Consider the following 21126-nt stretch of genomic DNA (forward strand, 5'->3'; position numbering starts at 1 on the left):
ACGCATTCTCAATACGAATAAACGGCTCAGCGATGAGCCGTTTATTTTTTCTACCCATATTGCAGAAGCGGTGTTATAATGCCGCGCCCTCGATATGGGGCTTTTTAACGGCTCTGATTTTAGAGTCTCAGGTAGTAGTTGACATTAGCGGAGCACTAAAATGATCCAAGAACAGACTATGCTGAACGTCGCCGACAACTCCGGTGCACGTCGCGTAATGTGTATCAAGGTTCTGGGTGGCTCGCACCGTCGCTACGCAGGCGTAGGCGACATCATCAAGATCACCATCAAAGAAGCAATTCCACGTGGTAAGGTCAAAAAAGGTGATGTGCTGAAAGCGGTAGTGGTGCGCACCAAGAAGGGTGTTCGTCGCCCTGACGGTTCTGTCATTCGCTTCGATGGTAATGCATGCGTTATTTTGAACAATAACAGCGAGCAGCCTATCGGCACGCGTATCTTTGGGCCGGTAACTCGTGAACTTCGTACTGAGAAGTTCATGAAAATTATCTCTCTGGCACCAGAAGTACTCTAAGGAGCGAATCATGGCAGCGAAAATCCGTCGTGATGACGAAGTTATCGTGTTAACCGGTAAAGATAAAGGTAAACGCGGTAAAGTAAAAAATGTTCTGTCTTCCGGCAAACTCGTCGTTGAAGGTATCAACCTGGTTAAGAAACATCAGAAGCCGGTTCCGGCCCTGAACCAACCAGGTGGCATCGTTGAAAAAGAAGCTGCTATTCAGGTTTCTAACGTTGCAATCTTCAATGCGGCTACCGGCAAGGCTGACCGTGTAGGCTTTAGATTCGAAGACGGCAAAAAAGTCCGTTTCTTCAAGTCTAACAGCGAAACTATCAAGTAATTTGGAGTAGTACGATGGCGAAACTGCATGATTACTACAAAGACGAAGTAGTTAACAAACTCATGACTGAGTTTAACTACAATTCTGTCATGCAAGTCCCTCGGGTCGAGAAGATCACCCTGAACATGGGTGTTGGTGAAGCGATCGCTGACAAGAAACTGCTGGATAACGCAGCAGCTGACCTGACAGCAATCTCCGGTCAAAAACCGCTGATCACCAAAGCACGCAAATCTGTTGCAGGCTTCAAAATCCGTCAGGGCTATCCGATCGGCTGTAAAGTAACTCTGCGTGGCGAACGCATGTGGGAGTTCTTTGAGCGCCTGATCACTATTGCTGTTCCACGTATCCGTGACTTCCGTGGCTTGTCCGCTAAGTCTTTCGACGGTCGTGGTAACTACAGCATGGGTGTCCGTGAGCAGATCATCTTCCCAGAAATCGACTACGATAAAGTCGACCGCGTGCGTGGTTTGGATATTACCATTACCACTACTGCGAAATCTGACGAAGAAGGCCGTGCTCTGCTGGCTGCCTTTGACTTCCCGTTCCGCAAGTAAGGTAGGGTTACTGAATGGCTAAGCAATCAATGAAAGCACGCGAAGTAAAGCGCGTAGCTTTAGCTGATAAATTCTTCGCTAAACGCGCTGAACTGAAAGCGATCATTTCTGATGTGAACGCTTCCGACGAAGATCGTTGGAATGCGGTTCTCAAGCTGCAGTCTCTGCCGCGTGATTCCAGCCCGTCTCGTCAGCGTAACCGCTGTCGTCAAACAGGTCGTCCACATGGTTATGTGGGCAAGTTTGGGTTGAGCCGTATCAAACTGCGTGAAGCCGCCATGCGCGGTGAAGTGCCAGGCTTGAAAAAGGCTAGCTGGTAATTACCAATTGAATCACGGGAGTAAAGACAGATGAGCATGCAAGATCCGATCGCGGATATGCTGACCCGTATCCGTAACGGTCAGGCCGCGAACAAAGTTGCGGTCACCATGCCTTCCGCCAAGCTGAAAGTGGCAATTGCCAACGTGCTGAAGGAAGAAGGTTTTATCGAAGATTTTAAAGTTGAAGGCGACACCAAGCCGGAACTGGAACTTACTCTCAAGTATTTCCAGGGTAAAGCTGTTGTAGAAAGCATTCAGCGTGTCAGCCGCCCAGGCCTGCGCATCTATAAGAAAAAAGATGAGCTGCCAAAAGTTATGGCTGGTCTTGGTATCGCAGTTGTTTCTACCTCTAAAGGTGTTATGACTGATCGTGCAGCGCGCCAGGCTGGTCTTGGTGGCGAAATTATCTGCTACGTAGCCTAATCGGAGGAAAGAATGTCTCGTGTTGCTAAAGCACCGGTCGTCATTCCTGCCGGCGTTGATGTTAAAATCGACGGTCAGGTTATTACGATCAAAGGTAAAAACGGCGAGCTGACTCGTACCCTCAACAAAGCTGTTGAAGTTAAACATGCAGATAACGCTCTGACCTTCGGTCCACGTGATGGTTTCGTGGATGGATGGGCTCAGGCTGGTACCGCGCGTGCCCTGCTGAACTCAATGGTTGTTGGTGTTACCGAAGGCTTCACTAAAAAGCTTCAGCTGGTTGGTGTAGGTTATCGTGCAGCGATCAAAGGGAATGCAGTAGGCCTGTCTCTGGGCTTCTCACACCCTGTTGAGCATCCGCTGCCGGCCGGTATCACTGCAGAATGTCCGACTCAAACTGAAATCGTGCTGAAAGGCGCTGATAAACAGCTGATCGGTCAGGTTGCAGCAGATCTGCGCGCCTACCGTCGTCCTGAGCCTTACAAAGGCAAGGGTGTTCGTTACGCCGACGAAGTCGTGCGTACCAAAGAGGCTAAGAAGAAGTAAGGTAACACTATGGATAAGAAATCTGCTCGTATCCGTCGTGCGACCCGCGCACGCCGCAAGCTCAAAGAGCTGGGTGCAACTCGCCTGGTGGTACATCGTACCCCGCGTCATATTTACGCACAGGTAATTGCACCGAACGGTTCTGAAGTTCTGGTAGCTGCTTCTACTGTAGAAAAAGCTATCTCAGAACAATTGAAGTACACCGGTAACAAAGACGCCGCTGCAGCTGTAGGTAAAGCTGTTGCTGAACGCGCTCTGGAAAAAGGCATCAGCAATGTTTCCTTTGACCGTTCCGGGTTCCAATATCATGGTCGTGTCCAGGCACTGGCAGATGCTGCCCGTGAAGCTGGCCTTCAGTTCTAAGGTAGAGGTGTAAGATGGCTCACATCGAAAAACAGGCTGGCGAACTGCAGGAAAAGCTGATCGCGGTAAACCGCGTATCTAAAACCGTTAAAGGTGGTCGTATTTTCTCCTTCACAGCTCTGACTGTAGTAGGCGATGGTAACGGTCGCGTTGGTTTTGGTTACGGTAAAGCGCGTGAAGTTCCAGCAGCGATCCAGAAAGCGATGGAAAAAGCCCGTCGCAATATGATTAACGTCGCGCTGAACAACGGCACCCTGCAACACCCTGTTAAAGGTGTTCACACGGGTTCTCGTGTATTCATGCAGCCAGCTTCAGAAGGTACCGGTATCATCGCCGGTGGTGCAATGCGCGCCGTTCTGGAAGTTGCTGGGGTTCATAACGTTCTGGCCAAAGCATATGGTTCCACCAACCCGATTAACGTGGTTCGTGCAACTATTGATGGCCTGGAAAATATGAATTCTCCAGAAATGGTCGCTGCCAAGCGTGGTAAATCCGTTGAAGAAATTCTGGGGTAATTGACCATGGCAAAGACTATTAAAATCACTCAAACCCGCAGTGCAATCGGTCGTCTGCCGAAACACAAGGCAACGCTGCTTGGCCTGGGTCTGCGTCGTATTGGTCATACCGTTGAGCGCGAGGATACTCCTGCTGTTCGTGGTATGGTCAACGCGGTTTACTTCATGGTTAAAGTTGAGGAGTAAGAGATGCGTTTAAATACTCTGTCTCCGGCCGAAGGCTCTAAAAAGGCGGGTAAACGCCTGGGTCGTGGTATCGGTTCTGGCCTCGGCAAAACCGGTGGTCGTGGTCACAAAGGTCAGAACTCTCGTTCTGGCGGTGGCGTACGTCGCGGTTTCGAGGGTGGCCAGATGCCACTGTACCGTCGTCTGCCGAAGTTCGGCTTCACCTCTCGCAAAGCAGCGATCACAGCGGAAATCCGTCTGTCTGACCTGGCGAAAGTTGAAGGCGGCGTTGTAGACCTGAACACGCTGAAAGCAGCAAACATTATCGGTATTCAGATCGAGTTCGCGAAAGTGATCCTGTCTGGTGAAGTTTCTACTCCGGTAACTGTTCGTGGCCTGCGTGTTACTAAAGGTGCTCGTGCTGCTATCGAAGCTGCTGGCGGTAAAATTGAGGAATAAGTAGCAGATGGCTAAGCAACCGGGATTAGATTTTCAAAGTGCCAAAGGTGGATTTGGCGAGCTGAAACGCAGACTGCTGTTTGTTATCGGCGCGCTGATTGTGTTCCGTATTGGCTCTTTTATTCCGATCCCTGGTATCGATGCCGCTGTACTTGCCAAACTGCTTGAGCAACAGCGAGGCACCATCATTGAAATGTTCAACATGTTCTCTGGTGGTGCTCTCAGCCGTGCTTCTATCTTCGCTCTGGGTATCATGCCGTATATTTCGGCATCGATTATTATCCAGCTGCTGACGGTCGTTCATCCGGCCCTGGCAGAATTGAAGAAAGAAGGGGAGTCTGGACGTCGTAAGATTAGTCAGTACACCCGTTACGGTACTCTGGTGCTGGCAATATTCCAGTCGATCGGTATTGCTACCGGTCTGCCGAATATGCCTGGTATGCAGGGCCTGGTATTAAACCCAGGCTTTGCATTCTATTTCACCGCTGTTGTTAGTCTGGTCACAGGGACGATGTTCCTGATGTGGCTCGGCGAACAGATTACTGAGCGTGGTATCGGTAACGGTATCTCAATCATTATCTTCGCCGGTATTGTTGCGGGTCTTCCGCCAGCCATCGCCCACACTATCGAGCAAGCGCGTCAAGGCGACCTGCACTTCCTCCTGTTGCTGTTGGTTGCAGTATTAGTATTTGCAGTGACGTTCTTTGTTGTCTTCGTTGAACGTGGTCAACGCCGCATTGTGGTGAACTACGCGAAACGTCAGCAAGGTCGTCGTGTCTATGCTGCACAGAGCACACATTTACCGCTGAAAGTGAATATGGCGGGGGTAATCCCGGCAATCTTCGCTTCCAGTATTATTCTGTTCCCGGCAACCATCGCGTCATGGTTCGGGGGCGGTACTGGTTGGAACTGGCTGACAACAATTTCGCTGTATTTGCAGCCTGGGCAACCACTTTATGTGTTACTCTATGCGTCTGCGATCATCTTCTTCTGTTTCTTCTACACGGCGTTGGTCTTCAACCCGCGTGAAACAGCAGATAACCTGAAGAAGTCCGGTGCATTTGTACCAGGAATTCGTCCGGGAGAGCAAACGGCGAAGTATATCGATAAAGTAATGACCCGCCTGACTTTGGTTGGTGCGCTTTATATTACTTTTATCTGCCTGATCCCGGAGTTCATGCGTGATGCAATGAAAGTACCGTTCTACTTCGGTGGGACCTCACTGCTTATCGTTGTTGTCGTGATTATGGACTTTATGGCTCAAGTGCAAACTCTGATGATGTCCAGTCAGTATGAGTCTGCATTGAAGAAGGCGAACCTGAAAGGCTACGGCCGCTAATTGGTCGCCTGAGAAGTTACGGAGAGTAAAAATGAAAGTTCGTGCTTCCGTCAAGAAATTATGCCGTAACTGCAAAATCGTTAAGCGTGATGGTGTCATCCGTGTGATTTGCAGTGCCGAGCCGAAGCATAAACAGCGCCAAGGCTGATTATTTCGCATATTTTTCTTGCAAAGTTGGGTTGAGCTGGCTAGATTAGCCAGCCAATCTTTTGTATGTCTGTACGTTTCCATTTGAGTATCCTGAAAACGGGCTTTTCAGCATGGTGCGTACATATTAAATAGTAGGAGTGCATAGTGGCCCGTATAGCAGGCATTAACATTCCTGATCAGAAACATGCTGTGATCGCATTAACTTCGATCTACGGCGTCGGCAAGACCCGTTCTAAAGCCATTCTGGCTGCAGCGGGTATCGCTGAAGATGTTAAGATCAGTGAGCTGTCTGAAGAACAAATCGACACGCTGCGTGACGAAGTTGCCAAATTTGTCGTTGAAGGTGATCTGCGCCGTGAAATCAGCATGAGCATCAAGCGCCTGATGGATCTTGGTTGCTATCGCGGTTTGCGTCATCGTCGTGGTCTGCCAGTGCGCGGTCAGCGTACTAAGACCAACGCACGTACCCGTAAGGGTCCGCGCAAACCGATCAAGAAATAATCGGGGTGATTGAATAATGGCAAAGGCACCAGTTCGTGCACGTAAACGTGTAAGAAAACAAGTCTCTGACGGCGTGGCTCATATCCATGCTTCTTTCAACAACACCATCGTTACTATTACTGATCGTCAGGGTAACGCTTTGGGTTGGGCAACAGCCGGTGGTTCCGGTTTCCGTGGTTCTCGCAAATCCACTCCGTTCGCAGCTCAGGTTGCAGCAGAGCGTTGCGCTGAAGCCGTAAAAGAATACGGCATCAAGAATCTGGAAGTTATGGTTAAAGGTCCGGGTCCGGGTCGTGAATCTACTGTTCGCGCTCTGAACGCCGCTGGTTTCCGCATCACGAATATTACTGATGTGACTCCGATCCCTCATAACGGTTGTCGTCCGCCGAAAAAACGTCGCGTATAACGCTCGTTTTTTAGGTTAGTTGGAGATAGAAAATGGCAAGATATTTGGGTCCTAAGCTCAAGCTGAGCCGTCGTGAGGGCACCGACTTATTCCTTAAGTCTGGCGTTCGCGCGATCGATACCAAGTGTAAAATTGAACAAGCTCCTGGCCAGCACGGTGCGCGTAAACCGCGTCTGTCTGACTATGGTGTGCAGTTGCGTGAAAAGCAAAAAGTTCGCCGTATCTACGGTGTGCTGGAGCGTCAGTTCCGTAACTACTATAAAGAAGCAGCACGTCTGAAAGGCAACACAGGTGAAAACCTGCTGGCTCTGCTGGAAGGTCGTCTGGACAACGTTGTTTACCGTATGGGCTTCGGCGCGACTCGTGCTGAATCACGCCAGTTGGTTAGCCACAAAGCAATCATGGTAAACGGTCGTGTTGTTAACATCGCTTCTTATCAGGTTAAAGCGAATGACGTTGTTAGCATTCGTGAGAAAGCGAAAAAGCAATCTCGCGTGAAGGCCGCTCTGGAGCTGGCTGAGCAGCGTGAAAAGCCAACCTGGCTGGAAGTTGATGCTGGCAAGATGGAAGGTACGTTCAAGCGTCAGCCGGAACGTTCTGATCTGTCTGCGGACATTAACGAACACCTGATCGTCGAGCTTTACTCCAAGTAAAGCTTAGTACCAAAGAGAGGACACAATGCAGGGTTCTGTGACAGAGTTTCTAAAACCGCGCCTGGTAGATATCGAGCAAGTGAGTTCGACGCACGCCAAGGTGACCCTTGAGCCTTTAGAGCGTGGCTTTGGCCATACTCTGGGTAACGCACTGCGCCGTATTCTGCTCTCATCGATGCCGGGTTGCGCGGTGACCGAGGTTGAGATTGATGGTGTACTTCATGAGTACAGCACCAAAGAAGGCGTTCAGGAAGATATCCTTGAAATCCTGCTCAACCTGAAAGGGCTGGCGGTGAGAGTTCAGGGTAAAGATGAAGTTATTCTTACTCTGAATAAATCTGGCATTGGCCCTGTGACTGCAGCCGACATCACCCACGACGGTGATGTTGAAATCGTCAAGCCGCAGCACGTGATCTGCCACCTGACCGATGAGAACGCAGCTATTAGCATGCGTATCAAAGTTCAGCGCGGTCGTGGTTATGTGCCGGCTTCTGCCCGAATTCATTCGGAAGAAGATGAGCGCCCAATCGGCCGTCTGCTGGTCGACGCATGCTACAGCCCTGTAGAGCGTATTGCCTACAATGTTGAAGCAGCGCGTGTAGAACAGCGTACCGACCTGGACAAGCTGGTCATCGAAATGGAAACCAACGGCACAATCGATCCTGAAGAGGCGATTCGTCGTGCGGCAACCATCCTGGCAGAACAACTGGAAGCTTTCGTTGACTTACGTGATGTTCGTCAGCCGGAAGTGAAAGAAGAGAAACCAGAATTCGATCCGATCCTGCTGCGCCCTGTTGACGATCTCGAATTGACTGTCCGCTCTGCTAACTGCCTCAAGGCAGAAGCTATCCACTATATCGGTGATCTGGTACAGCGTACCGAGGTTGAGTTGCTGAAAACGCCGAACCTGGGTAAAAAATCTCTTACCGAGATTAAAGACGTGCTGGCTTCACGTGGTTTGTCTCTGGGCATGCGCCTGGAAAACTGGCCACCAGCAAGCATTGCTGACGAGTAACCGGATCACAGGTTAAGGTTTTACTGAGAAGGATAAGGTCATGCGCCATCGTAAGAGTGGTCGTCAACTGAACCGCAACAGCAGCCATCGCCAGGCTATGTTCCGCAACATGGCAGGTTCACTGGTTCGTCATGAAATCATCAAGACGACCCTGCCTAAAGCGAAAGAGCTGCGTCGCGTAGTTGAGCCGCTGATTACTCTTGCCAAGACTGACAGCGTTGCTAATCGTCGTCTGGCATTCGCCCGCACTCGTGATAACGAGATCGTGGCAAAACTGTTTAACGAACTGGGCCCGCGTTTCGCGAGCCGTGCCGGTGGTTACACTCGCATTCTGAAGTGTGGTTTCCGTGCAGGCGACAACGCGCCGATGGCTTACATCGAGCTGGTTGATCGTTCAGAGAAAGCAGAAGCTGCTGCAGAGTAATCTGCAGTAACGTAAAAAAACCCGCCTCGGCGGGTTTTTTTATATCCGCAGTATCCCCACTTCTCTACAATGTCAGTATTAATTCTGTTCATCCCCTGGAGCTGACGATGTGGTTGCTTGACCAGTGGGCAGAACGCCATATTCGCGATGCCCAAAATAAAGGTGATTTCGACGATCTCCCCGGAAGCGGCGAACCTCTTGTGCTGGAAGATGATTCGCATATTGCGCCTGAACTGCGGGCCGGATACCGTTTACTAAAAAACGCCGGCTGTCTTCCTCCTGAGCTTGAGCAGCGCAGAGAGGCCGTTGAACTTATCGATTTGCTAAAAGGTATTCGCCGGGACGATCCACGACATACTGAACTTAGCCGCAGGCTTGCCCTTGTCGAGCTCAAGTTACGTCAGGCCGGGTTGAGTACTGAATTTCTGCATGGCGAATACAGTGAAAGATTGATGCAGAAAATAAACGAGGAGTAGCGATGTACCGTATCGGTGAACTTGCAAAGCTCGCGAACGTAACGCCGGATACTATCCGATATTACGAAAAGCAGCAGATGATCGATCATGAAGTACGCACAGAAGGCGGATTTCGGCTTTATACCGATAACGATCTACAGCGTTTAAGATTTATACGCTATGCGCGACAGCTTGGATTCACGCTGGACTCGATCCGCGAGTTATTATCGATCCGCATCGATCCTGAACGTTATACCTGCCAGGAATCAAAAAGCATCGTGCAGGCCCGGCTTGATGAAGTTGAAGCCCGTATTCAGGAGCTGCAAACCATGCAACGTTCTCTGCAAAGGCTGAATGATGCCTGCTGTGGAACGGCCCATAGCAGTATTTATTGTTCAATTCTTGAAGCCCTTGAACAGGGGGCCAGTGGAGAAACGCGGGGATGTTGATTTTTAATCCACCCGGGTCTAGACTTCCGTCGTCATAAATCATGCTCAGGAGAAAAGATGAGCCACTATCAGCATACGAAGGGACAAATTAAAGACAATGCCATTGAGGCCTTACTTCACGACCCGCTTTTTCGACAGCGTGTTGAAAAGAATAAAAAAGGGAAGGGAAGTTATCTGCGTAAAAACAAACATGCAAAACGGGGTAACTGGGAGGCCAGTGGCAAGCAAGCGAATCGCTTATTTACCACTGGCCTTCCTGCTTTAATTTGCTGATTAAACGCGGTTGTTCTGCTCTTTTAACAGATCGCGGATTTCAGTCAGCAAGACTTCTTCTTTCGTTGGTGCTGGCGCAGCTGCTGGCTCTTCTTTTTTACGGTTGAGTCTGTTGATCAGCTTGATAGCCATGAAAATAGCAAACGCCACAATCACGAAATCAAATACGTTCTGAATAAATACGCCATAATGCATCACTACTGCCGGGATATCCCCCTGCGCTTCACGCAGCGTGAAGGCAAATTGTTTGAAATCAATGCCCCCGATGAGCAACCCTAAAGGTGGCATGATGATATCTGCAACTAATGATGAAACAATCTTGCCGAATGCCGCACCAATAATGACACCCACTGCCAAATCAACCACGTTCCCGCGCATCGCAAATTCGCGAAATTCTTTAATAAAACTCATTATGTTCTCCTTGTGCCAGCTGACGACTATAAGTTTAACAAATGATTAGCTATTTGCCATTCGGGATAATTAAACGTTATGAAAAATAAAAGGCACAGGAATTAAGAGGTTAAAGCGTGGGTGCTCGTATGCGAGCACCCGACTCATTAAAGGAAGAAGGGACTTGGCTGGAATAAACGTTCGACGTCGGTAATAAACTTTTTATCGGTAAGGAACATAATTACGTGATCGCCTTGTTCAATACGCAAATTATCATTGGCGATCATGACATCATTCCCACGCACGACAGCGCCGATTATGGTGCCTGGCGGCAATTTAATTTCGTCGATGGCGCGGCCCACAACGCGTGACGTGGTTTCATCACCATGCGCCACCGCTTCAATGGCTTCAGCCACACCTCGGCGGAGTGATGAAACACCGACAATGTCCGCTTTACGTACATGGCTAAGCAGGGCCGAAATCGTTGCCTGCTGCGGTGAAATGGCAATATCAATAACGCTGCCCTGAACGAGATCAACATAAGCCTTACGCTGGATAAGCACCATGACCTTCTTTGCCCCCATACGCTTGGCGAGCATGGCAGACATAATATTCGCCTCGTCATCATTAGTGACGGCAATAAAAAGATCTACTTGATCAATATGTTCTTCTGCCAGCAGCTCCTGATCCGACGCATCGCCATAAAATACGATCGTATTTTGCAACTTCTCCGCCAGTTCAGAAGCCCGCTGTTGATCGCGCTCGATCAATTTCACGCTATAGTCTTTTTCCAGCCTGCGCGCGAGACCCGCGCCGATATTGCCGCCGCCGACCAGCATAATACGTTTATAAGGCTTTTCGAGACGCTGTAGCTCACTCATCACCGCACGGATATGCTGAGAGGCAGCAATAAAGAAGACCTCATCGCCAGCTTCGACAATGGTAGAGCCTTGCGGGCGGATAGGTCTGTCGTGACGGAAAATAGCGGCGACGCGCGTATCAATATGGGGCATATGTTCGCGCATGGTGGACAACGCGTTGCCAATCAATGGCCCACCGTAATAAGCCTTAACTACAGCCAGACTGACTTTCCCTTCGGCAAAGTTCACCACCTGCAGTGCCCCTGGATATTCGATTAGGCGATAGATATTGTCGATAACCAGTTGTTCAGGCGCGATGAGATGATCGATTGGAACCGCTTCTGAATTAAACAGTTTCTCGGCATCGCGAACATAGTCCGGAGAGCGGATACGTGCGATTCGGTTTGGTGTGTTGAAAAGCGAATAGGCCACCTGACAAGCCACCATATTGGTTTCATCAGAACTGGTGACCGCAACCAGCATGTCGGCATCGTCAGCGCCAGCCTCGCGCAGAACGCGCGGATGCGAACCGTGACCCTGCACAACGCGAAGGTCAAATTTGTCCTGCAATACGCGCAGACGATCTCCGTTGGTATCAACAATAGTGATGTCATTGTTTTCGCCAACCAGGTTTTCTGCCAGCGTTCCACCAACCTGTCCTGCGCCCAGAATGATAATCTTCATATCTTGTGACCTGTTTTCAACATCACTCTTTGATTAGCTTAGCGTAAAAGAAGCCATCACCCTCTTCCGCACCCGGCAGGTTCTGCTGACCCGGGTTTTCAGGTGTTCCCGTATCACGCAGCGTAGCGTCCAGAGTGCGTTTAAGGAAGGCCGCGATTTGCTGGCTGTTTTCTTCCGGCAGCACGGAGCAGGTCGCGTAGACCAGCGTTCCACCAGGTTTTAGATGCGGCCAGATGGCGTCAAGAATATCCGATTGCAGTTGGGCAAGTTCCTTGATATCACGATCGCGGCGCAGCCACTTGATATCGGGGTGACGGCGAATAACACCGGTTGCAGAGCAAGGGGCATCCAGCAAAATACGATCGAATTGTGTTTCACCACACCATTCTGCGGGTTTGCGTCCATCGCCCTGCTTAACCTGTGCCTTCATACCCAGACGCTTAAGGTTATCGTAGACGCGTGAAAGACGCTGCTCATCAACATCGACTGCCATCACGCTGGCCTGCGGAGCCACTTCCAGAATGTGCGTTGTTTTTCCGCCTGGTGCTGCGCACAAATCGAGGATCTGCTCGCCATTTTTCGGCTCAAGGAAAGTCATACAACCCTGAGCAGAGGCATCCTGTACAGTCACCCAGCCTTCATCAAAACCGGGTAAAGCATGTACCGGTGCAGGGGAAGCTAAACGCACGGCGTCAGGATAGGCATCATGTGTGAATCCACTCATTCCGGCCTCTTCGAGCAAGCTCAGCCAGGCATCGCGGGTATGATGATTCCGGTTAACGCGCAGCCACATCGGTGGACGTTGATTATTGGCTTCGGCAATGTTTTGCCATTGTTGTGGATACGCCTTTTTAAGGCGATTCAGAAGCCAGTCCGGATGCAGGTAACGTGTTTCGCTTTGCGTAAATTCAGCCAGCAGCTCTTCCTGCTGTCGCTGGAACTGACGCAGTACACCGTTGATCAACCCTTTCAACTGAGGACGTTTAATCGCAACGGCACCTTCCACCGTCTCAGCCAGTGCGGCATGAGGGGGGATTCGGGTATGAAGAAGCTGATAAAAACCCACCATAATCAAATAATGTATGGTGCGCTGTTTGCCGGTCATTGGGCGTGACATCAGCTTATTAATGAGCCACTCAAGTTGAGAGAGAGTGCGCAGGACGCCAAAACAGAGCTCCTGAAGCAGGGCTTTGTCTTTATCAGATACTTTTTGTTGCAGGGGAGGCAGGACATTACTCAATGACTGACCCTGCTCGATGACCTGCTCAACGGCCTGCGCCGCCATACTGCGAAGATTTTGTTTTTTCATAACCGTAAAAATAAAAATGCCCGGAACACCGGGCTTTAAGCAAATATTGGATCAGGCAAGGCGATTGCCCGGTATAAACCATTCGCGACGGGAATTTAACAGATCCTGTGCACTCATGGCTTTCTTACCGGCCGGTTGTAACGACTCAAGATTCAGGATCCCTTCTGCAGTCGCAACCTGAATTCCGTTCTTGCTGGCGTCGATAATCGTACCGGGTTCAGCTGCTGTGACGCTGTTTATCACTGACGCTTTCCAGACTTTCACGGGCTGCTCATCAATCATCAGCCAGCTCATTGGCCATGGATTGAAGGCGCGGATGCAGCGTTCAAGTTGAGCGGCGGAGAGAGACCAGTCGATCCGGGCTTCTTCTTTGCTCAGTTTTTCGGCGTAGGTGACGAGAGACTCATCCTGAACCTCAGGCTTCGCCGTATTGTCAGCAAGCTGCTGTAAGGTCTTAATGAGCCCTTGTGGGCCGAGATCTGCCAGCTTGTCATACAGCGTAGCGCTGGTATCTTCTGCCGTAATGGGACACGTCAACTTATACAGCATGTCGCCCGTGTCTAAACCTACATCCATCTTCATGATTGTCACGCCGGTTTCAGCATCACCCGCCCACAGGGAGCGCTGTATAGGTGCCGCACCACGCCAACGCGGGAGCAGGGAACCATGCACGTTGATACAGCCCAGGCGAGGCATATCAAGCACGGCTTTTGGCAGAATTAAACCATACGCCACCACCACCATTACGTCGGCATTCAGGTCAGCAACCAGCTGCTGGTTTTCCTGAGGGCGTAAGGAGGCGGGCTGGAAAACGGGTAGCCCATGCTCTTCTGCCAGCACCTTTACGGGGCTCGGCATCAGTTTTTTACCGCGACCTGCCGGGCGGTCCGGCTGGGTAAAGACGCCAACAACCTGGTGACCAGAAGATAACAGCGCGTCAAGATGACGCGCTGCAAAATCAGGGGTTCCCGCGAAGATAATACGTAGTGTTTTAGACACGATGATCCTTGTATCCGGGGGGACGTTATGCGCGAGAGCGCAAACGATCCAGTTTTTCTACTTTCTGACGAATACGCTGCTGTTTCAGCGGCGAGAGGTAATCGATAAACAGTTTACCGACCAGATGATCCATCTCATGCTGAATACAAATCGCCAGCAGGTCGTCTGCTTCCAGTTCGAACGGATTACCGTCACGATCCAGGGCGCGAATTTTCACTTTTTCGGCACGTGGCACCAAAGCGCGTTGTTCAGGAATGGACAAACAGCCTTCCTCGATACCCGTTTCGCCGCTCTTTTCAAGCAACTCAGGGTTAATCAGCACCAGACGCTCATCGCGATTTTCAGAAACGTCGATCACGATAATACGCTTGTGAATGTCTACCTGGGTCGCCGCCAGGCCAATGCCTTCTTCAGCGTACATGGTATCGAACATATCATCGACGATACGCTGAATTTCTGCATTCACTTCTTTAACCGGTTCAGCGACGATGCGAAGGCGCTCGTCCGGAATATGTAACACTTGCAAAACTGCCATAAATTTCCAGAGTCGTGTTCAGGAGTTGATAAGAATATTACTTCTATTCTAGACAAATCCCCGGTCGATTGACAGCATCAGTGACCAATCGCAATGATTGCGCAGGCCGCTTATGGCAGGGGGAAAGGATGACGTCTACCGAGATATGGTTACGGCTTATCCACACGGGTTCTCTGTGTGGTGATGGGATGCTGGAAGCCGCTGCACGGTTGCTCAAGCAGACAAATATAGATGTTCCTGCTGTCATAGACGCCGGGCTGTCAGCAAAACAGGCTAGCCGGTTCTTTGCCTTAGAGGAAAGTGAACTGGAGCGAAGCCTTAAGTGGCTTGAAATGCCGGGAAATCATTTGTTGACGGCAAACCATCCCTTTTATCCCCCTTTGCTGCGAACGATTCCCGATTATCCTGGGGCATTATGTGTAAAAGGTAACTTAGCGACACTTAATACTGTCCAACTGGCTGTGGTGGGGAGTCGGGCGCCGTCATGGTACGGTGAGCGGTGGGGGAAAATCCTGTGCGAACAGCTTTCACAAAGCGGTTTCACAATCACCAGTGGGTTGGCCTGCGGTATTGACGGTGTCGCCCATCACGCTGCGCTGTCCGCAAAAGGACGTAGCGTGGCCGTGCTGGGGAACGGCCTGTTTAGCGTTTATCCCCGTCGGCATCAGGCTCTGGCGATGCAGATTATTGAATCTGACGGGGCGATAGTGTCTGAGTTTCCTCTCTCGGCACAGCCCCGACCGGCAAACTTTCCGCGCCGTAATCGGATTATCAGCGGGTTAAGCCAGGGCGTCTTGGTCGTTGAAGCGGCAGTGCGAAGCGGCTCTCTGGTCACGGCCCGGTGCGCACTTGAGCAGGGGCGGGAGGTTTTCGCCTTGCCCGGTCCGATAGGTAACCCCGGCTGCGAAGGGCCACACTGGCTGATAAAGCAGGGCGCAACGCCGGTAACCGAGGTAGGGGATATTCTTGAAAATTTGCAACATGGGTTGCAATGGCTGCAGGAAGATCCCGAAAAGCGACATTATTCGTCAGATCAGGGAAAGGTGGCATTGCCATTTCCTAAGCTCCTGGCTAACGTAGGAGATGAGGTAACACCTGTTGACGTTGTCGCTGAACGTGCCGGCCAACCTGTGCCAGTAACGGTAGCACAGCTACTCGAACTGGAGTTAGCAGGGTGGATCGCAGCTGTACCCGGCGGCTATGTCCGATTAAGGAGGGCATGCCATGTTCGACGTACTGATGTATTTGTTTGAGACTTACATCCATAACGAAGCAGAAATGCGAGTGGATCAGGACAAATTGACACAGGATCTTACCGATGCGGGGTTTGAGCGGGAAGATATCTATAATGCGTTGATGTGGCTGGAAAAACTGGCTGATTATCAGGAAGGCCTCGCCGAACCGATGCAGCTTGCTTCTGACCCATTGTCAGTACGCATCTATACCGCTGAAGAGTGTGAAAGGCTGGATGCCAGCTGCCGGGGATTCATCTTATTCCTTGAGCAGATTCAGGTGCTAAACCTCGAAACGAGAGAAATGGTGATAGAGCGCGTCATGGCGCTGGATACGGCAGAATTTGAACTGGAAGATCTCAAATGGGTGATCCTGATGGTTCTGTTTAATATCCCGGGTTGTGAAAATGCCTATCAGCAAATGGAAGAATTACTCTTTGAAGTGAATGAAGGTATGCTGCATTAATTCAAATGTGCAGCACCAAGAGTTGTTATGGCCAAATCCGCACTATTTACGGTGCATAAAAACGAGCCCTGCCCGCAGTGCGGGGCTGAACTTGTTATTCGGTCCGGGAAACACGGTCCGTTTCTCGGTTGTTCACACTATCCGGAATGTGATTATGTCCGTCCTCTTAAAAGCCAGGCGGATGGACATATCGTCAAAATTCTGGAGGGGCAGTTATGTCCTGCCTGTGGTGGTGAATTAGCGTTGCGTCAGGGGCGGTTCGGTATGTTTATTGGCTGTAGCCGTTATCCGGAATGTGAGCATACAGAACAAATTGATAAGCCAGATGAAACGGCTATTGCCTGTCCTCAGTGCCAACGTGGTCAACTGGTACAGCGTCGTTCTCGTTTTGGTAAGACTTTCCATTCCTGCGATCGTTACCCTGACTGCCAGTTCGTTATCAATTTCAAACCGGTAGCGGGTATCTGCGTGCATTGCCATTATCCGCTACTCATCGAGAAGAAAACCGCGCAAGGCATTAAACGCTTCTGCGCCAGTAAACAATGTGGAAAGCCGGTTCCGGCGGATCAAAACAGTGAATAATAACCTGCCATCAGGTTCCATTGCGTATGCAGTGGACGTACTGAAAAAAGAAGAAGTCATCGCTTATCCAACTGAAGCTGTTTTTGGGGTCGGTTGCGATCCTGACAGTGAGACGGCCGTTGGCCGATTGCTGGCACTTAAGCAACGGCCTGTCGAAAAAGGACTGATTTTAATCGCGGCCAATTATGAGCAGCTTAAACCTTACATTGATGATTCCATGCTTACCCCGGCCCAGCGTGAAGCCATCTTCTCCGTATGGCCTGGACCGGTGACCTTCGTTTTCCCGGCCCAGCCGACAACACCGCGCTGGTTAACCGGAAGGTTTGATTCGCTGGCGGTGCGCGTCACCGACCATCCGCTGGTGGTTGAGCTTTGTGTGGCGTTTGGTAAACCACTGGTTTCAACCAGCGCGAATCTGACCGGGTTACCTCCGTGCCGGACAACCGAAGAAGTGCTGGCACAGTTCGGGAATGATTTCCCGGTTGCTGCCGGCGAGACGGGAGGGCGCCTGAATCCGTCCGAAATTCGCGACGCATTAACCGGTGAACGTTTTCGTCAGGGGTAATCTCATGGAAACTTATGCTGTTTTTGGTAACCCGATTGCGCACAGTAAGTCACCCTTGATCCATCAGCAATTTGCGGAACAGTTGCAGATAGATCACCCTTACGGTCGCGTGCTGGCACCGGTTGATGCATTTATCCCAACGCTCGAGGCGTTTTTCGCTGCGGGCGGCAAAGGGGCGAATGTGACGGTTCCCTTTAAAGAAGAGGCATTTGAACGTGCAGACGAACTGACCGAGCGTGCTTCACTTGCTGGTGCAGTAAATACCTTAAAACGGCTTGAGGATGGCCGCCTTCTGGGTGACAACACTGACGGGATTGGTTTACTGAGCGATCTGGAAAGACTTTCGTTTATCAAGCCTGGTTTCCGGGTTCTGCTGATTGGTGCGGGTGGTGCATCGCGGGGCGTGCTGTTGCCCCTGCTTTCACTGGACTGTGCAGTGACCATTACCAACAGAACCTTTTCCAGGGCAGAAGCGCTGGCGGCGTTGTTTGCCCATACCGGTAGCGTGAGCGCCATCGCGCTTGAGGATCTCGAAGACCGTGAATTTGATCTGGTCATCAATGCCACGTCCAGCGGCATTAATGGTGAGATCCCGGCAATCCCCGTTTCTCTTATCAACTCTCATATGTACTTCTATGACATGTTTTACCAGAAAGGGAAGACACCCTTCCTTATGTGGTGTGAAGAACATGGCGCGAAACAGTTAGCCGATGGGCTGGGGATGCTGGTGGGCCAGGCTGCGCATGCGGTGCTGCTCTGGCATGGGGTGTTACCTGCAGTCGAGCCGGTGATAGAAAAGTTAAAGCAGGAGCTTTCGGCGTGAATCAGGCTATTCACTTCCCGGACAGAGAGAGCTGGGATGAGGATAAACAAGCAGTCTGCTTCCCGGTGCTGGTGCAGGGGATGCAACTTACCTGTGCCATTCATAGGGAAACGCTGCTACGTCGTTTTGGCGGTTCAGATCCTTTAGACATATTTTGTGAAAATCGCTGGGATCTTGAAGAAGAAGCCAGCGATTTAATCCGCGACCAGCAGGAAGACGATCAGGGCTGGGTCTGGTTATCCTGATCCAGATAGTCATTCTTCCATTTAACGTAGTTGTTCGCCGAGTATTTTAATCCTTCGATCTCTGCCTCCTTCAGGGGGCGGATCTGTTTTACAGGGCTACCCAGATAGAGATAGCCGCTCTCCAGCCGTTTGTTCTGCGGGACCAGGCTACCGGCACCAATCATTACGTCATCTTCTACTATGACGCCATCCAGCAAAATCGATCCCATGCCAACAAGTACGCGATTTCCTATAGTGCAGCCGTGAAGCATCACTTTGTGACCAACGGTGACATCCTCTCCAATAATGAGTGGATTACCTTCCGGGTTATAAGAGGATTTGTGCGTGACATGCAGAACGCTGCCGTCCTGAATATTGGTACGTGCGCCAATCGACACAGAGTTAACGTCTCCCCTGATGGCAACGAGTGGCCAGATACTGACATCATCAGCCAGTCGGACATCACCTACGACTACGCTGCTGGCATCGATCATCACGCGATCGCCTTGTTTGGGGAACAGATCTTTATAAGGACGTAATACAGTAGACATAACTACCTCTAAGGATGAGCGCTAGACAGAAGACTTTGATCATATTATGGGATCGAGGCAAGGCAAAATACGTCAATATTTAAGCAGATCGGGCGGGATTTCAGCGAAAAGCGCGGAAAATCAGCAGTTGGAAAAAAAGATCTAAAAAATACTTGTGCTAAAAAATGGGATCCCTATAATGCGCCTCCATCGACACGGCAGATGTGAATCACTTCACAGATAACCCGGTCGGTTGAAGAGAAAAAATCCTGAAATAACGGGTTGACTCTGAAAGAGGAAAGCGTAATATACGCCACCTCGCAACGGTGAGCGAAAGCCGCGTTGCAACTGCTCTTTAACAATTTATCAGACAATCTGTGTGGGCACTCAAAGTGACATGGATTCTTAACGTCCTCGGACGAAAAATGAATACCAAGTCTCTGAGTGAACATACGTAATTCATTACGAAGTTTAATTCACGAGCATCAAACTTAAATTGAAGAGTTTGATCATGGCTCAGATTGAACGCTGGCGGCAGGCCTAACACATGCAAGTCGAACGGTAGCACAGAGAGCTTGCTCTCGGGTGACGAGTGGCGGACGGGTGAGTAATGTCTGGGAAACTGCCTGATGGAGGGGGATAACTACTGGAAACGGTAGCTAATACCGCATAACGTCGCAAGACCAAAGAGGGGGACCTTCGGGCCTCTTGCCATCAGATGTGCCCAGATGGGATTAGCTAGTAGGTGGGGTAACGGCTCACCTAGGCGACGATCCCTAGCTGGTCTGAGAGGATGACCAGCCACACTGGAACTGAGACACGGTCCAGACTCCTACGGGAGGCAGCAGTGGGGAATATTGCACAATGGGCGCAAGCCTGATGCAGCCATGCCGCGTGTATGAAGAAGGCCTTCGGGTTGTAAAGTACTTTCAGCGGGGAGGAAGGTGTTGTGGTTAATAACCACAGCAATTGACGTTACCCGCAGAAGAAGCACCGGCTAACTCCGTGCCAGCAGCCGCGGTAATACGGAGGGTGCAAGCGTTAATCGGAATTACTGGGCGTAAAGCGCACGCAGGCGGTCTGTCAAGTCGGATGTGAAATCCCCGGGCTCAACCTGGGAACTGCATTCGAAACTGGCAGGCTAGAGTCTTGTAGAGGGGGGTAGAATTCCAGGTGTAGCGGTGAAATGCGTAGAGATCTGGAGGAATACCGGTGGCGAAGGCGGCCCCCTGGACAAAGACTGACGCTCAGGTGCGAAAGCGTGGGGAGCAAACAGGATTAGATACCCTGGTAGTCCACGCCGTAAACGATGTCGACTTGGAGGTTGTGCCCTTGAGGCGTGGCTTCCGGAGCTAACGCGTTAAGTCGACCGCCTGGGGAGTACGGCCGCAAGGTTAAAACTCAAATGAATTGACGGGGGCCCGCACAAGCGGTGGAGCATGTGGTTTAATTCGATGCAACGCGAAGAACCTTACCTACTCTTGACATCCAGAGAACTTTCCAGAGATGGATTGGTGCCTTCGGGAACTCTGAGACAGGTGCTGCATGGCTGTCGTCAGCTCGTGTTGTGAAATGTTGGGTTAAGTCCCGCAACGAGCGCAACCCTTATCCTTTGTTGCCAGCGGTCCGGCCGGGAACTCAAAGGAGACTGCCAGTGATAAACTGGAGGAAGGTGGGGATGACGTCAAGTCATCATGGCCCTTACGAGTAGGGCTACACACGTGCTACAATGGCGCATACAAAGAGAAGCGACCTCGCGAGAGCAAGCGGACCTCATAAAGTGCGTCGTAGTCCGGATTGGAGTCTGCAACTCGACTCCATGAAGTCGGAATCGCTAGTAATCGTAGATCAGAATGCTACGGTGAATACGTTCCCGGGCCTTGTACACACCGCCCGTCACACCATGGGAGTGGGTTGCAAAAGAAGTAGGTAGCTTAACCTTCGGGAGGGCGCTTACCACTTTGTGATTCATGACTGGGGTGAAGTCGTAACAAGGTAACCGTAGGGGAACCTGCGGTTGGATCACCTCCTTACCTTAAAGAACCTGCCTTTGTAGTGCT

Annotated in this window: 32 protein-coding genes and 1 rRNA gene; 27 read left to right on the plus strand and 6 right to left on the minus strand. The window is 50.8% G+C overall.

Annotated features, from left to right (window positions below):
- Nucleotides 1-160 precede the first annotated feature (160 nt).
- The 20 genes from rplN (at nucleotide 161) to O1723_RS02195 (ending at nucleotide 9867) form a co-directional block, all read left to right on the plus strand.
- A complete protein-coding gene (rplN, locus tag O1723_RS02100; RefSeq protein WP_002919748.1) occupies nucleotides 161-532 on the plus strand; it encodes a 50S ribosomal protein L14 in 372 nt (123 codons plus the stop codon).
- A 10-nt stretch (nucleotides 533-542) separates the two neighbouring features.
- Nucleotides 543-857, plus strand: coding sequence for a 50S ribosomal protein L24 (gene rplX / locus O1723_RS02105; RefSeq protein WP_003863287.1), 315 nt, complete (start codon nucleotides 543-545; stop codon nucleotides 855-857).
- 14 nt (nucleotides 858-871) lie between these two features.
- A complete protein-coding gene (rplE, locus tag O1723_RS02110) occupies nucleotides 872-1411 on the plus strand; it encodes a 50S ribosomal protein L5 (RefSeq protein ID WP_001096206.1) in 540 nt (179 codons plus the stop codon).
- Nucleotides 1412-1425: 14 nt separating this feature from the next.
- Entirely contained in the window at nucleotides 1426-1731 is a 306-nt protein-coding gene (rpsN, locus tag O1723_RS02115; RefSeq protein ID WP_003863291.1) for a 30S ribosomal protein S14, read from the plus strand.
- 30 nt (nucleotides 1732-1761) lie between these two features.
- The gene (rpsH, locus tag O1723_RS02120; protein WP_006178918.1) at nucleotides 1762-2154 is read left to right on the plus strand and encodes a 30S ribosomal protein S8; all 393 of its coding nucleotides are present in this window, start codon (nucleotides 1762-1764) and stop codon (nucleotides 2152-2154) included.
- A 12-nt stretch (nucleotides 2155-2166) separates the two neighbouring features.
- A complete protein-coding gene (gene rplF, locus O1723_RS02125) occupies nucleotides 2167-2700 on the plus strand; it encodes a 50S ribosomal protein L6 (RefSeq protein WP_003863296.1) in 534 nt (177 codons plus the stop codon).
- Between the two features lie 9 nt (nucleotides 2701-2709).
- Nucleotides 2710-3063 carry a 50S ribosomal protein L18 gene (rplR, locus tag O1723_RS02130; protein WP_003863297.1) on the plus strand — a complete coding sequence of 118 codons (354 nt, stop codon included), beginning with the start codon at nucleotides 2710-2712 and terminating at the stop codon, nucleotides 3061-3063.
- 14 nt (nucleotides 3064-3077) lie between these two features.
- Entirely contained in the window at nucleotides 3078-3578 is a 501-nt protein-coding gene (gene rpsE, locus O1723_RS02135; protein WP_003863299.1) for a 30S ribosomal protein S5, read from the plus strand.
- A 6-nt stretch (nucleotides 3579-3584) separates the two neighbouring features.
- Nucleotides 3585-3764, plus strand: coding sequence for a 50S ribosomal protein L30 (gene rpmD, locus O1723_RS02140; RefSeq protein WP_003863301.1), 180 nt, complete (start codon nucleotides 3585-3587; stop codon nucleotides 3762-3764).
- Nucleotides 3765-3767: 3 nt separating this feature from the next.
- On the plus strand, nucleotides 3768-4202 hold the full coding sequence (gene rplO, locus O1723_RS02145) for a 50S ribosomal protein L15 (protein ID WP_014885468.1): 435 nt from the start codon (nucleotides 3768-3770) through the stop codon (nucleotides 4200-4202).
- Nucleotides 4203-4209: 7 nt separating this feature from the next.
- Nucleotides 4210-5541 carry a preprotein translocase subunit SecY gene (secY, locus tag O1723_RS02150; RefSeq protein WP_003863305.1) on the plus strand — a complete coding sequence of 444 codons (1332 nt, stop codon included), beginning with the start codon at nucleotides 4210-4212 and terminating at the stop codon, nucleotides 5539-5541.
- Nucleotides 5542-5572: 31 nt separating this feature from the next.
- Nucleotides 5573-5689, plus strand: coding sequence for a 50S ribosomal protein L36 (gene rpmJ / locus O1723_RS02155; protein WP_000868187.1), 117 nt, complete (start codon nucleotides 5573-5575; stop codon nucleotides 5687-5689).
- A 146-nt stretch (nucleotides 5690-5835) separates the two neighbouring features.
- Entirely contained in the window at nucleotides 5836-6192 is a 357-nt protein-coding gene (gene rpsM / locus O1723_RS02160) for a 30S ribosomal protein S13 (RefSeq protein WP_003863308.1), read from the plus strand.
- Nucleotides 6193-6208: 16 nt separating this feature from the next.
- Nucleotides 6209-6598, plus strand: a complete 390-nt coding sequence (gene rpsK / locus O1723_RS02165) for a 30S ribosomal protein S11 (RefSeq protein WP_003863312.1) — start codon at nucleotides 6209-6211, stop codon at nucleotides 6596-6598.
- A 32-nt stretch (nucleotides 6599-6630) separates the two neighbouring features.
- Complete coding sequence (rpsD, locus tag O1723_RS02170) at nucleotides 6631-7251, plus strand: 30S ribosomal protein S4 (RefSeq protein WP_003863314.1); 621 nt, start codon at nucleotides 6631-6633, stop codon at nucleotides 7249-7251.
- Nucleotides 7252-7276: 25 nt separating this feature from the next.
- Entirely contained in the window at nucleotides 7277-8266 is a 990-nt protein-coding gene (locus O1723_RS02175; RefSeq protein WP_002919219.1) for a DNA-directed RNA polymerase subunit alpha, read from the plus strand.
- Between the two features lie 40 nt (nucleotides 8267-8306).
- Nucleotides 8307-8690, plus strand: a complete 384-nt coding sequence (gene rplQ / locus O1723_RS02180) for a 50S ribosomal protein L17 (RefSeq protein ID WP_001216368.1) — start codon at nucleotides 8307-8309, stop codon at nucleotides 8688-8690.
- A gap of 107 nt (nucleotides 8691-8797) precedes the next feature.
- Complete coding sequence (locus O1723_RS02185; RefSeq protein WP_014885466.1) at nucleotides 8798-9166, plus strand: DnaJ family domain-containing protein; 369 nt, start codon at nucleotides 8798-8800, stop codon at nucleotides 9164-9166.
- Nucleotides 9167-9168: 2 nt separating this feature from the next.
- Entirely contained in the window at nucleotides 9169-9594 is a 426-nt protein-coding gene (zntR, locus tag O1723_RS02190; protein ID WP_023337879.1) for a Zn(2+)-responsive transcriptional regulator, read from the plus strand.
- Between the two features lie 57 nt (nucleotides 9595-9651).
- Nucleotides 9652-9867 carry an alternative ribosome-rescue factor A gene (locus O1723_RS02195; RefSeq protein WP_014885464.1) on the plus strand — a complete coding sequence of 72 codons (216 nt, stop codon included), beginning with the start codon at nucleotides 9652-9654 and terminating at the stop codon, nucleotides 9865-9867.
- Here the strand turns inward: O1723_RS02195 and mscL are convergent, their stop codons facing one another.
- From mscL to def, 5 genes are all read right to left on the minus strand, one after another.
- The gene (gene mscL / locus O1723_RS02200) at nucleotides 9868-10278 is read right to left on the minus strand and encodes a large-conductance mechanosensitive channel protein MscL (RefSeq protein WP_014833515.1); all 411 of its coding nucleotides are present in this window, start codon (nucleotides 10276-10278) and stop codon (nucleotides 9868-9870) included. It abuts the gene before it with no gap.
- Between the two features lie 146 nt (nucleotides 10279-10424).
- Nucleotides 10425-11801, minus strand: coding sequence for a Trk system potassium transporter TrkA (gene trkA / locus O1723_RS02205; RefSeq protein WP_014885463.1), 1377 nt, complete (start codon nucleotides 11799-11801; stop codon nucleotides 10425-10427).
- A 22-nt stretch (nucleotides 11802-11823) separates the two neighbouring features.
- Nucleotides 11824-13110: a 16S rRNA (cytosine(967)-C(5))-methyltransferase RsmB gene (rsmB, locus tag O1723_RS02210; RefSeq protein ID WP_248191341.1), complete on the minus strand. Its 1287-nt coding sequence runs from the start codon at nucleotides 13108-13110 to the stop codon at nucleotides 11824-11826.
- 51 nt (nucleotides 13111-13161) lie between these two features.
- Nucleotides 13162-14109, minus strand: a complete 948-nt coding sequence (gene fmt / locus O1723_RS02215) for a methionyl-tRNA formyltransferase (RefSeq protein ID WP_023331437.1) — start codon at nucleotides 14107-14109, stop codon at nucleotides 13162-13164.
- 25 nt (nucleotides 14110-14134) lie between these two features.
- A complete protein-coding gene (gene def, locus O1723_RS02220) occupies nucleotides 14135-14644 on the minus strand; it encodes a peptide deformylase (RefSeq protein WP_006812188.1) in 510 nt (169 codons plus the stop codon).
- Nucleotides 14645-14772: 128 nt separating this feature from the next.
- Between def and dprA the strand changes: the two genes are divergently transcribed.
- The 6 genes from dprA to O1723_RS02250 are packed head-to-tail and all read left to right on the plus strand — an operon-like array spanning nucleotide 14773 to nucleotide 18557.
- Entirely contained in the window at nucleotides 14773-15897 is a 1125-nt protein-coding gene (dprA, locus tag O1723_RS02225; RefSeq protein WP_023337877.1) for a DNA-protecting protein DprA, read from the plus strand.
- Nucleotides 15869-16342 (plus strand): DUF494 family protein Smg, encoded by a 474-nt coding sequence (smg, locus tag O1723_RS02230; protein WP_008503477.1) that lies wholly within the window; start codon nucleotides 15869-15871, stop codon nucleotides 16340-16342. Before dprA ends, smg begins: the two co-directional genes overlap by 29 nt.
- Nucleotides 16343-16369: 27 nt before the next feature.
- Entirely contained in the window at nucleotides 16370-16924 is a 555-nt protein-coding gene (locus O1723_RS02235) for a DNA topoisomerase family protein (protein ID WP_023338824.1), read from the plus strand.
- Nucleotides 16917-17489, plus strand: a complete 573-nt coding sequence (gene tsaC / locus O1723_RS02240) for an L-threonylcarbamoyladenylate synthase type 1 TsaC (RefSeq protein ID WP_023337875.1) — start codon at nucleotides 16917-16919, stop codon at nucleotides 17487-17489. The genes O1723_RS02235 and tsaC overlap by 8 nt, the downstream gene beginning before the upstream one ends.
- A 4-nt stretch (nucleotides 17490-17493) precedes the next feature.
- Nucleotides 17494-18312 carry a shikimate dehydrogenase gene (aroE, locus tag O1723_RS02245; protein ID WP_014885457.1) on the plus strand — a complete coding sequence of 273 codons (819 nt, stop codon included), beginning with the start codon at nucleotides 17494-17496 and terminating at the stop codon, nucleotides 18310-18312.
- Nucleotides 18309-18557, plus strand: a complete 249-nt coding sequence (locus O1723_RS02250) for a DUF1488 family protein (protein ID WP_023337873.1) — start codon at nucleotides 18309-18311, stop codon at nucleotides 18555-18557. Before aroE ends, O1723_RS02250 begins: the two co-directional genes overlap by 4 nt.
- Here O1723_RS02250 and O1723_RS02255 read toward each other — a convergent pair.
- Nucleotides 18533-19087, minus strand: a complete 555-nt coding sequence (locus O1723_RS02255; protein WP_023337872.1) for a gamma carbonic anhydrase family protein — start codon at nucleotides 19085-19087, stop codon at nucleotides 18533-18535. The two genes, O1723_RS02250 and O1723_RS02255, sit on opposite strands and share 25 nt — an antisense overlap.
- A gap of 472 nt (nucleotides 19088-19559) precedes the next feature.
- Between O1723_RS02255 and O1723_RS02260 the strand changes: the two genes are divergently transcribed.
- Nucleotides 19560-21099, plus strand: a 16S ribosomal RNA gene (locus O1723_RS02260).
- The last annotated feature ends 27 nt before the right edge of the window (nucleotides 21100-21126 follow it).

The organism is Enterobacter cloacae complex sp. HYC080_NIDB, assembly GCF_056673325.1.